The sequence below is a fragment of the Puniceicoccaceae bacterium genome (assembly GCA_040224245.1).
GTDB lineage: Bacteria > Verrucomicrobiota > Verrucomicrobiia > Opitutales > JAFGAQ01 > JAKSBQ01.
Window position 1 is genome coordinate 77336 of record JBEGIR010000070.1, and the last position, 11561, is coordinate 88896.

Consider the following 11561-nt stretch of genomic DNA (forward strand, 5'->3'; position numbering starts at 1 on the left):
GTTTTCGAGTGTCCAGGGGTCGAAATTTTTCCAAATTCCGCAACGGGGGATCCGATGGCTTGTGGAGGGGCATGGCGGGGTGGAGCAGCGGCTCCCGGCGAGCGGGAGCCCTACGCAAGATAGGGAAATCGCCATGAGAGAAGATTCGACGAGAACGGTGTTGGGTTGGGTGGGTGCTGGATCTCGACTCAATTCGAATCTGTGTCCATCTCATAGATCTGTGGTTTAGAAAGAACGAATTTGAACCACCGATTTCATAGACTTTTCAGATGATGAAGGGTGTAGCGAGCTGCGATGGCGAATGAGAAATAGTTGATGGTGAAGGCTGACGCACTGCGCGCAACAGGTTTTTTTGTAGGTGGTTCTGATCCTGTTGGTGGGAAAGGTGGAACCGTTTAGGTATTCGAGTGTCCAGGGGTCGAAATTTTTCCAAATTCAGTTATGGGGGAACCGATCACTTTGGGGAGGAGCATGGCGGGTTGGAACGACGGCTCCCGGCGAGCGGGAACCCTACGCAAGGTAGGGAAATCGCCATGAGAGAAGATCCGGCGAGAACGGGGTTGGGGAATGGGTAATCGGTTTTGAGTGATGGGCACTGGGTCTCGACTTCATTCGAATCTGTGCCCATCTCATAGATCTGTGGTTTAAAAAGAAAGAATGTGAACCTCCGATTGCAGGTTTCACAGATGATGAGGGGGAGGCTGGCGCAGTGCTGAGGATGGCGGTTAGCCAATATCTGATGGCAAACACCTATCCTTCAATCAGCAGATTCAGGGCAGGGAAATGATTTCTGTGGTGTAGGAGTTGCGGTCGAAATCGCCGAGATCGAGGCTGCGTGCATATTCGAACAGGGGTGGAACGGGAGAAACGGCGGTGAAGCCCATGGTTTCGCGGGCACGGTTGAGTTTTTCAAGAAAGATGCGGTCGAGTGCAACGGGGTTGCTGCTGAGGTAGATTTCGTTGAATTCGCGCACGTAGTTGGAGTTGAAAATGGGTCCGCCCATGAATTGAAGTTTTTCCAGAGATACGATGGAAAAGACCCAGCCGCGCCGGAGTTCGGGGATGGCGGCAATCTCGGCAATCGCTGCTGAGGCTCCGGCCATGTTGTTCATGAACCGAAACTGATTGCTGACGTTCCAGAGTGTGGCATTGGCGAGCACACCGTTGATACCGAGATCGGGATGATCGGAGACGATGGGCAGGTTTACCCAGAAGTCGACATCGAGCAGTAGCGGCACGGGCAGGAAGCTCTTGCGGTCGTCGAGCATTTGAAAATCCACGTCATAACCGCCCTCATTGAGCAACTGCAGTGGCGCGAGGTATTGGCTGGGCAGCGGGCTGTCGTAGAACCATTCGGGATGAAAAAAGCGGCCTTCGTTGAGCGCGAACACCGGTACTCCGTTGAATTCACGCACGGTGTCAGCCCGGCTTGACAGGTAACCTGAGCGCCACAGCGAATTGAGATTGAGGTCGATCAGGAAGAGGTCCTTGCGGTCATATCCGCGCTGAACGAGAAAATCCACAAGCGCATTGACCAGTGTTGGTGGGGTACGCAGGCCGGCCCCGGAGTTGGTGTAAATCTTGATGCCCACCTTGCCCTTTTCCCCCGGCTCAAGACGGAGTCCACTCTCCGACTCAAATTCCTGGATGAGCTTGGGAACCGCGAGCTGGTAGGTGGATGGTTCGAAATTCGGAACCTGCGCCACCCAAACCCGGTCGAGTGGGCCGGTTTGCATCGGCGTTGTCGCGGATGCATTGGCATCGGGATCGAGATTTGGATTTGCGGAACCCGTCAGCGATTGCGCAGCGGCACTGAGGCTGATCATCAACGACAGGGCGACGGCGCAAGTCCGGTAGGGATTGCCCTGAATGAATATCCGGTGGCGAATGCAAGAGAAAGACCGCATGAGTTCGAAAGTCTGGGATTATTCCTATGGAGTCGAAAGCCTGTCAATCGTTCAAAAGCTGCAATTGCGTATGAACGAGCATGATGGCCCCGTGTTTTTCAAATTGCATCGGGGATGGGAAGGGAACATGCTGATGCTTTAGAAAGATGCCTGAAACGCTTAAAACGAAAGGACAGGTGGAGGCGCAGATCAGCGAGGCCATCATCCAGTTCGAAAAAGACTACATGGGGAGAGGTCCTGTGGAGTGCAAGACCTACCTGGTGGATACGATGGTGATCATCAAGCTTCAAGGGGTATTGACTCCTGCCGAAAGGCAGTTGATCTCTTCGGACGCATCGGATTCCGGTCGGGATCTGGTCAAAAAGATGCGCCATGCGCTGTTGCAGAAAGCACGACCACAGCTCGAGGTTCTCGTCAGGGATTTGCTAGGTGTGAACATCCGGTGTCTGCACTCGGATCTCAGTACGATCACGGGTGAGCGCATCATCCTGTTTTCGCTGGATGCGATGCCCGTGATGGGGAGCTGACCTGAGCGTTGGGCAGCAGCTAACTGGCGTAAGAGCTGGTCAGGTGTCGGACCTGAGCATGCCGCTCGATTTCGCGGATTCGATTGCGCAGGGGCTTCGTGACCCGGGATCAAAATGGCAGGTGCTGGGTTGTTGACTTTGGGAACTGCGCTGAAATGATGGGGTGTGGCGACAAGGGTTGCCGAATCGATGCATGGTTGTGAAAGTTTCTGCTTCAGACATTCAAACCGCTGCAGCTGAGCGCTACGAGGCGGATCTGCAATTGCTCAAAACATGGGTTCGCATCAACTCCGGGACCCATCATGTAGCGGGCAACCGAGAGCAACTCCACACGATAGCAGAGCGGTTTGCAGCACTGCCGGGGTCGGGTCGCATCGAGGAGTTTGAGCACCCCGCAGATGACACCGACGTTGATACCTATCGTGCGTGCTACGTGCACCGTTGTCGTCCTGAAGCTCCCGTCCAGGTGTTGCTCAACGGGCATGTGGACACCGTATTTGATGCGTCGCATCCGTTTCAGGATGTGACGTTGCTCGATGCGCAGCACCTGCGCGGACCGGGTGTGACCGATATGAAAGGCGGCATCGTCATTCTGTTGGCGTCGCTGGAACTCTTTGAAACATTTGCCGATGCCGAGCTGCGGGCGAATCTCGGTTGGGAGGTGTTGCTGACCTGCGACGAGGAAATTGGCTCGGTGCACAGTCGACCTCTGCTAGAGCGTGCAGCCGAGCGCAACCACCTCGGCATCACATTTGAATCGTCACTGCCGGATGGAAAACTGGTGCGACGTCGCATGGGCGTTGGCTACGGGCATGCACGCGTGACCGGACTCAGTGCTCACGCGGGGCGAAATTTCCACGACGGGCGCAATGCGATTGTGAAGCTGTGCGACTGGGTTCAGAAAATTCACGCGCTGAATCACACCCTCGACGGAGTTATTGTTAACACCGGGTCCATGCAGGGTGGGGGTCCGCTGAACGTCGTCAGTGACCACGCAGAAGCCCGCTTCAATCTGCGGGTTCAGGATCAGATCGCAGAGCAGGCATTGTTTCAGGCTCTTGAACGCATCCACTCGGAGATTCAGGAATCCGGATATACCTGTGAATGGCATGCCCGGCTCAACCGCAGAGCGAAGGAAGCAGGCCCGGCCTTTGATGCGCTCTTTGAGGCATGGCAGCGGGCCGCAAGCGTGCAGGGCGAATTGCTCGACTGGTGCGACACTGGCGGAGGTTCTGACGGCAACCTGCTCGAGGCATTTGGGTTGCCCATTATCGACAACCTGGGCATGATGGGGCAGCACATTCACAGCTCCAATGAAGTTGCCCTGCTGCCAAGTTTGACCTCTCGCAGCTGTCTGGTAACCACCTTTCTCCTGATGCTGAGCGCCGGCGAATTTGATGCTTTGCTGGACGGACCCTTTGCACAAAAACTCCGGGCACTCCAGCAGGCTTGCACCACGCTCACCACACCCTGAACGGTTCAAGTTCATCCATCACCCCCAACTCCCATCCTTCATGACTCCTACATTTGTCATCCGACCGGTTGTCTTGCACGATCTGAAGCAGCTGATCGAATTGCTGGGCACTCTGGAGCATTCCCTGACTTCGATGCCGCGCGAGCGTTCGTTTTTGGAAAAACGCATCCACCGGTCCATCCAGTCGTTTTATCCGGGCGTGAGCGAACCCGGTTCCGAGCAGTACTTGTTTGTGCTGGAGGAACGAAGCTCGGGGCGTTTGATTGGCACGGCTGCCATCATTGCGCGTGTCGGGGGATATGAACCGTTTTTCACCTACCGCATCAAGCGGGAGACGTATTCCCACGCCCCCTTGGGCATTCACAAGCAGATCCGCGTGCTGCACTTGGAATCGAATCACGATGGCCCCAGCGAGCTGGGCAGTCTCTACCTGCATCCAGAGTTTCGCAGTGCGGGAGTGGGACGTCTGCTTTCGTTGTCCCGTCTGCTGTTCATGGCGCGGTTTCCGCAACGCTTTCGCTCCCGGGTGATTGCTGAATTCCGCGGATGGGTCGACGCTGATGGACGCTCCCCTTTCTGGGATCAGGTGGGTAGGCATTTTTTCGAGCGCGAATTTGATGAGGCGGATTTTCTCTCGGGCATGGGGAACAAAGAGTTTATCAACGACTTGATGCCGGAATACCCGATCTACTTGCCGCTGCTGCCTGAATCCGTGCAGGCCATCATTGGGCGGGTCCACCGGGATACGGAAGCGGCGGTTGCAATTTTGAAACACGAAGGATTTGCCCCCACAGATGCGGTCGATATTTTTGATGCGGGTCCCATGTTTGAAGCACAGCTTGGAGAACTTCGCATTCCGCGCAACCTGCAGCAGCGGGTGGTGCGTCAGAGCACCGATTCCACAGCTGAGACAGCTGCGACAAGCACAACGGCCTGTTTGATCAGTAACGCACGGCTCGAATTTGCCTGTAGTATCGCCCTGGTTTGCAATGCGGAATTCCAGCAGCCTGGCGAACCAATTTCGCTGACGGCAACCCAGTGCAACGCTCTCGGTGTGCGGGATGGTGATGCCGTGGATGTGGTGCCATTGCGTGACCCAGCGATGAAATCCCGACTTCCCCGAAAACCGAAATCCCGTCATGTCTGAATCGCTCAGTTTCCTGTCCGACCAATGGACCCGTGGCAGCGGTGAACGCATCAGCGTAGTGTCACCTTACGATGGGGTGGAGCAGTACCAGTTCCGGGCAAATACGGCTGAAGAAATCGAGCTTGCCGTGCAGTCCGCCGCAATGGCTCTGCCCTCCTGGTCAGGTCAATCGCTCGAGCAGCGCACAAAGCTGCTCGAAGCCTATGCCGAACTCATTCGACAGCACGCCGAATCCATCGCGCAAACCCTCTCGCAGGAAGTGGGAAAACCCCACTGGGAAGCCCTGACGGAAGTGAATGCGATGGTTGGAAAAGTCGCGCTCTCGGTTCAGGCCCACTCCCAGCGCTGCGCCGTATCCACCCGTGGAAATGCTCACACGCGCTTCAAGCCCCATGGCGTGATGGCAGTGCTCGGTCCCTATAACTTTCCCTGCCACCTGCCCAACGGGCATATCGTACCGGCTCTGCTTGCCGGAAATACCGTGGTGTTCAAACCCAGTGAATTCACCCCGCGCAGTTCTGCCTGGATTCCACGGCTGCTGCTGGAAGCGGGTCTGCCTGCGGGTGCCATCCAACTTGTGCAGGGCGCCAGAGCCACGGGTGAGGCACTGGTGCGACACCAACGCATTGACGGACTTGCCTTCACGGGCAGCGTCACCACGGGCGAAAGCATCGCGCGTCAGGTTGCAGCTACTCCCGGCAAGATTGTTGCGCTTGAGCTGGGGGGCAACAACCCGCTTGTGCTCTGGGATGTGAAGGATCTTCATGCTGCGGTGCTGACGATCCTGCAATCCGCATTTGTCACGGCGGGACAGCGCTGCACCTGTGCGCGTCGGCTGATCCTCTCACACGCCGACGCCAAACGCCTTCGCCCCGAACTGGTTCAGCGTTGTGCACGGATTCGGGTCGGTGCTCCGCATGACAAACCGGAACCATTCTGTGGACCCGTCATCCGTCCCGCAGTCGCCCGGGAGTTGCTTGCAGCACAGGAGGCCCTTGTGCGCCAGGGCGCTGAACCCTGGCACGAACTGCGCCTGCTACGACCGGACACCGGACTACTGCAGCCCGGCATCCTTGACGTGACAGCAGTGCCCACTCGAGAGGACCGGGAGTTTTTTGGTCCATTGTTGCAAGTCATTCGCGTGGATAGTTTTGAAGCGGCGCTTGAAGAGGCGAACCGGACTCAATTTGGTCTGGCCGCCGGGTTGCTCAGTGACGATTCCGAGTGTTACGAACGGTTCTACCGGGACATTCGCGCGGGTGTGGTAAACTGGAATGTGCCATTGCCGGGTGCTTCAGGTGCGGCACCTTTTGGAGGAATCGCACGCAGTGGCAACTTTAGGCCCAGTGGATTTTTTGCCGCTGACTACTGCAGCTACCCCGTGGCATCCATGGAAGAACCCACCCTGCAAATGCCGGAAACCCCTCTGCCGGGACTCTGGACCTGACCCCCGCATCCGCATGAGCCAAGAACCCTATGTCGAAATCAATTTTGATGGTCTGATCGGCCCCACCCACCACTATGGTGGGCTGTCCAATGACAACCTGGCCTCGGACCTGAACCGCAATCGCGTGTCCAACCCTCGCCGGGCTGCCTTGCAGGGACTGGCCAAGATGAAAGCCCTGCACGACATGGGTTTCCCCCAGGCGGTTTTGCCACCGTTGCTCCGCCCCTCTCTGCACGCCCTGCGCGCTTGGGGTATTCCGGGAACCACACCGGCGGAGCTGCTGCAAAATGCCTCGCATCTTGCACCATCACTGCTCTCGGCTGCCTGCTCCGCTAGCAGCATGTGGACCGCCAATGCGGCCACAGTTGCACCCTCGTGCGACACCATCGACGGGCGACTGCATGTGCGTACCGCCAATCTGCAGAGCAAATTGCACCGGTCAATTGAGGCATGGGAAACCTGTGCGTACTTGCAAACCCTCTTCGGTGTAGGTCATGTGGATCCGGCACTTCCGGGCGGTCAGGCAATGGCGGATGAGGGGTCGGCCAACCACACCCGCTTGTGCCCGGAGGCAAGCTCCATGGGGCTGCATGTGTTCGTCTGGGGCCGCGATGATGCAGACGATGCATTGGCGGATGGGGTGACGCGACGCTTCACGGGTCGACAGACCCGATTGGCGTCAGAAACGGTGGCGCGATCACTGCGCCTGCGACCAGAGCAATGTTTGTTTCTGGAACAGCACGCCAACGCCATTGATGCCGGGGTGTTCCACAACGACGTGATCGCGGTGGGAAATCTGAACTGCTACTTCTGTCATGAGCGTGCCTACCGGAAGGGAAATGAGGCGTTGGAGGCTCTTCAGCTTGCCTACCAGCAACTCACGGGGGACGTGCTGCGCTGCATCGTGGTGAGCGAATCCGACGTTTCGCTGGAGCGTGCGGTGAGGACATACCTGTTCAACAGCCAGCTGGTGGGTACCCGGGATCACATGATACTCATTGCGCCACGGGAGTGTCACGAAGATGCGGTGGTTGCAGCCTACCTCGACCAGTTGTGCGGACAGCCCGACTCACCCATTCGCGAAGTGCGCACTTTTGATTTGCGGGAGAGCATGCGCAATGGCGGTGGCCCCGCTTGCCTGCGCCTGCGCGTTGTGCTCAGTGCCTCCGAGTTGAAGGCAATGGGTGCGCGGGTAATGATGAGTGATGCGCTGTATGCAGAGCTTTGCTCATGGGTGAAGCATCACTACCGTGAAAAACTCACGCTCGACGATCTGAGCGACCCGACTCTGCTGGAACAAACCCACGGAGCAATGCATGCGCTCTCCCGCATCCTGCAGATGCCACTGGCAACGGATCTGCAGTGGAGAGGAAGTTGAGTGTAGGAAGGGAAAGTTGGAAGTAAAAGTAGAAAGTTGTGGGCTGGGGGAGAACTCCTTGATTCCCGAGGCTGAGCACGTTAGGGTGAATTCCATCAACATGCACGACACGCATCCTCCTTCCCGCATTGGAATCATTGGCGCCGGACTGACTGGCATGACGCTTGCCCATGCGCTGCAGCGCAGGGGACTGCAGGTTCAGGTGTGGGAAAGTGCTGATCGTGTGGGAGGAGCCATCCGCAGCCACCGGGATCAGGGTTTTCTCGTGGAAGAGGGACCGAACTCGATGTTGGTTAAATCACAAACGGTTGCAGACTGGCTGGACTCTCTGGGATTGAGCGAACGGCTGGTTGCTGCGTCACAGGAATCCAAAAAACGATTTATCGTAAGAGGTGGCAAACCGCATGCCATGCCCTCTCACCCCCTGGGTGCGATCATGACGCCGCTCTACTCTACGTCGGCAAAACTGCGAGTGCTGAAGGAACCTTTCATTCCGGGCACAACTGCTACCGACGAAAGCGTGGGCAATTTTGTGCGCAGGCGCCTGGGGGCTGAGTTTCTTGACTACGGAATTTCCTGCCTGGTTTCGGGCATCTATGCGGGGGATCCGGAAACCCTGTCGGTGCGCCATGCATTTCCCAAAGTGTGGAATCTCGATCAGTCCTACGGCTCGCTGATTCGGGGGGCGATTGCGCTCAAACGGGAGCGTCGCAAATCGGGGGTTCCCGCTTTCAAGTCGCGCATGCTCAGTTTCGATGATGGCTTGAGCGTGCTGTCGGATCATCTCGCATCGCTATTGGGAGACTGTCTGCACACCTCCGTTGAGCTGCAGTCGATCACACGCAACGAAAGTGGAGCTTGGCAGATGCATGCCCTGCAACAGGGAGTGCCGATTCATCGCGAGGTGGATCAACTTGTGATCACGATTCCTCGTCATCAGTGGGGGCGACTGCCATGGCATGCAGAACTTCGCGGGACGGATGGCGGCAGCTTGAGGGATGCTCTGGATGAGGTTGAAGACTTGCATTACCCACCGCTGAGCACGCTGGTGCTTGGATTTCCCCGTGAGGCGGTGGCTCATCCACTGGACGGATTTGGCATGCTGATCCCAGAACAGGAACAACGCTTCATACTCGGAACCATTTTTTCCTCCACACTCTTCCCGGGCCGTGCACCGGAGGGACAGGTGTCACTCATGAACTTCATCGGTGGAACCCTGCACCCGGAACGTGCGTCACTCGATACCGATGCGTTGGTGCAGCACTGCTGCAGGGAATTGAAGGAATTGTTGGGTGTCAAAAGCAGCCCCAGCTTCATTCACCATTGCTTTTGGCCGAGGGCGATACCGCAATATCCGGTGGGTCATGAGCGCTTTCTCAACCAACTGGAACAGCTGGAAAACCAGTTTCCCGGATTGCACATTCAGGGAAACTATCGCGGCGGCCCCGGACTCTCCGATTGCATGGACAGTGCGCTGCGCCTCGCTCATGCACTGTCACGAAACGCCTGAGCCTTCACTCTTCGAGGGCATCGCGTTTGAGGACATGCAGGCGGTTTTTGCGTGAGAACCCAAAAGCATAGCAAGTTCGGATATCGTAAATAACCATAGCGTTTTCGTAACACTTTCCTCCCAAGTCTCCCTATTGGCGTAGCCGAATTCGGGAGAATTCGGAGCGTCGTTGCAGTTCGAGATTCCAATGCGAATGATTGGTTTTGAGACTGAACCCAGGATTTGACAACCCACCGTTCGGCAGATGCCGAACTCAAAACGCGCCGATCCATCGGAGCTGCAAAAACCCCGACAAGTCGGAAAATAAAAGCTTTTTGGCGCTGCGCAACAGCGGCATGTGCTCCCAAGCTTCGCTCAGACATATCTTGAGGAAGATCCAAAGTTACCGGGAATGAATCTACAAAACGAGGGGCAAATCTTTTTAATTTGCGTTTAACCCCTTCGAATTTCCAGGTGGTGTGGGAGCGGGGGAGTCAACGCCCCTCGCTACCCGATTTCTCCTTTAATTATTTGAGAAGGTTCCATTGCGGGAATTCTTGAGTGTTTAAAATCTTTGATATTCCGCGTCGCGATAAGCTCGACTTTGCTGGATTCTGACACGGCTTCGATTACGGCATCTTCAAAATCTGTGATTTTGCTTTTGAGTGCCTGCTTGAACGTCTTCGAGGAAATACTGCCTACTTTGCAAATCTCCAAAAGACGTTCCAGTAACTGACGTGCTTTGTATTCTCCCAATACTTTCTTTCCGAGGTAGTGAAGAGTTGTGATCGTGGTAGGAGCTACAATTCCTTCAATTTCTTTCTTTTCTATTTTTCCAATGAGCGATGCAGAATCTCTCCAGAATGGTTCCCTAGCCAACCAAACATCCAGAATCACATTGGTATCGATTAGTATTTTCATAAATACTTTTCTTCCAGATGTTTATTTTAATATTCTTCGTTAAATTAGATAGGACTATTTTTTAATGCTCCGATCATTGAAAGTGTTATCGGCGGAAGTTCTTCGTCCAAACTTTCATCAGATTCATTCTTGATGTAATCACCAAAAATTTTCGACACGGACGTTCCTTTCCTTTGAGCAAGCCGTTTCGCTTTGCGAATCAGTGCTTCTTCCATTCGAAGAGTAAGTTTTGTTTGCATGACGTGTAATTTGGTCAATTTGCACGTATTGTCAATTTTTCTTGGAGAACGTCAATAGGGGTCATCCCCATGGAATCGATAAAGGTCGCATGTGGGATGAAGCGGTGGAGTGGTTTTGCATAGGAGGCATTGCAGAGGTGTGGGATCGGTTTAGATTTCGGTTGGTTCGGATCAGCAGTCCCGCTGTTCGGGATCATGTCGTCTCGACGTCTGATCACTTCCTTTGCGCTGATTCGAAAAACCCACAGGCACACTCCCAAGCCTCCCTATTGAGCGTAGCCGAATTCGGGAGAATTCGGAGCGTCGTTGCAGTTCGAGATTCCATTACGAATGATTGGTTTTGAGACTGAACCCAGGATTTGAAAAACACCGTTCGGCAGATGCCGAACTCAAAACGCTCCGATCCATCGGAGCTGCAAAAACCCAGACGAGTCGGGGACATAAGTAGAAAGCTTTTTGGCGCTGTGCAACAGCGTTATGTGCTCCCAAGCTTCGCTCAGACATATCTTGAGGAAGATCCAAAGTTACCGGGAATGAATCCACAAGAACAGGAAAAATCTTTATAATTTGCGTTTGACCCCTTCGAATTTCGCTTCAGTAGTGGTATCGCATTTGAAGGAAAGCCACTCCATTGTCTGTGACCTTATAGACAATCCTATGCTCTTCTGTGATTCTTCGAGACCAGCATCCTGATAGGTTGTGTCTCAGAGCTTCCGGTTTGCCGATTCCTTCGAAAGGGCTTCTCTGAATATCTTTGATGAGCTGGTGGATTCTTTTCGTGATCCGCTTGTCGGTCTTTTGCCAATAGAGGTAGTCCTCCCAGGCTTCTGGGGTGATAATCAGATTCATGCTTCGAGATCGATCTCCCGTACCTCAGCTTTTCCTTTCTCTAGGTTTTCCTGAGCCGAAGCCAGTCTTTTAGCGTTCGCTGGACTCCTGAGAAGATAAGCGGTCTCCTCAAGGGCCTCGTAGTCCTCCAGCGAGATCATGACGACGGACTGGTTCCTCTTGCGAGTGATGATGACCGGGTCT

11 protein-coding genes are annotated in these 11561 nt (G+C 55.1%); 6 read left to right on the forward strand and 5 right to left on the reverse strand.

Going from position 1 to position 11561, the window contains the following annotated elements:
* Positions 1-770 precede the first annotated feature (770 nt).
* Entirely contained in the window at positions 771-1907 is a 1137-nt protein-coding gene (locus tag ABQ298_11565) for a DUF362 domain-containing protein (protein ID MEQ9825011.1), read from the reverse strand.
* 146 nt (positions 1908-2053) lie between these two features.
* Between ABQ298_11565 and ABQ298_11570 the strand changes: the two genes are divergently transcribed.
* The 6 genes from ABQ298_11570 (at position 2054) to hemG (ending at position 9390) form a co-directional block, all read left to right on the forward strand.
* On the forward strand, positions 2054-2434 hold the full coding sequence (locus tag ABQ298_11570; GenBank protein MEQ9825012.1) for a DUF2294 domain-containing protein: 381 nt from the start codon (positions 2054-2056) through the stop codon (positions 2432-2434).
* A 193-nt stretch (positions 2435-2627) separates the two neighbouring features.
* The gene (locus ABQ298_11575; protein ID MEQ9825013.1) at positions 2628-3908 is read left to right on the forward strand and encodes a hydrolase; all 1281 of its coding nucleotides are present in this window, start codon (positions 2628-2630) and stop codon (positions 3906-3908) included.
* Positions 3909-3948: 40 nt separating this feature from the next.
* Positions 3949-5055 (forward strand): arginine N-succinyltransferase, encoded by a 1107-nt coding sequence (locus ABQ298_11580; protein ID MEQ9825014.1) that lies wholly within the window; start codon positions 3949-3951, stop codon positions 5053-5055.
* On the forward strand, positions 5048-6502 hold the full coding sequence (gene astD / locus ABQ298_11585) for a succinylglutamate-semialdehyde dehydrogenase (protein ID MEQ9825015.1): 1455 nt from the start codon (positions 5048-5050) through the stop codon (positions 6500-6502). The genes ABQ298_11580 and astD overlap by 8 nt, the downstream gene beginning before the upstream one ends.
* 13 nt (positions 6503-6515) lie before the next feature.
* Positions 6516-7880: an N-succinylarginine dihydrolase gene (locus ABQ298_11590; protein MEQ9825016.1), complete on the forward strand. Its 1365-nt coding sequence runs from the start codon at positions 6516-6518 to the stop codon at positions 7878-7880.
* A gap of 100 nt (positions 7881-7980) precedes the next feature.
* The gene (gene hemG, locus ABQ298_11595; protein MEQ9825017.1) at positions 7981-9390 is read left to right on the forward strand and encodes a protoporphyrinogen oxidase; all 1410 of its coding nucleotides are present in this window, start codon (positions 7981-7983) and stop codon (positions 9388-9390) included.
* Between the two features lie 486 nt (positions 9391-9876).
* Here the strand turns inward: hemG and ABQ298_11600 are convergent, their stop codons facing one another.
* The 4 genes from ABQ298_11600 to ABQ298_11615 all read right to left on the reverse strand — a co-directional run.
* On the reverse strand, positions 9877-10290 hold the full coding sequence (locus ABQ298_11600; GenBank protein ID MEQ9825018.1) for a PIN domain-containing protein: 414 nt from the start codon (positions 10288-10290) through the stop codon (positions 9877-9879).
* Positions 10291-10334: 44 nt separating this feature from the next.
* Complete coding sequence (locus ABQ298_11605) at positions 10335-10529, reverse strand: DUF6364 family protein (protein ID MEQ9825019.1); 195 nt, start codon at positions 10527-10529, stop codon at positions 10335-10337.
* A 594-nt stretch (positions 10530-11123) separates the two neighbouring features.
* Entirely contained in the window at positions 11124-11378 is a 255-nt protein-coding gene (locus ABQ298_11610) for a Txe/YoeB family addiction module toxin (protein ID MEQ9825020.1), read from the reverse strand.
* The coding region (locus tag ABQ298_11615) for a type II toxin-antitoxin system prevent-host-death family antitoxin (GenBank protein ID MEQ9825021.1) at positions 11375-11561 on the reverse strand (187 nt) is incomplete at its 5' end. The genes ABQ298_11610 and ABQ298_11615, both read right to left, overlap by 4 nt.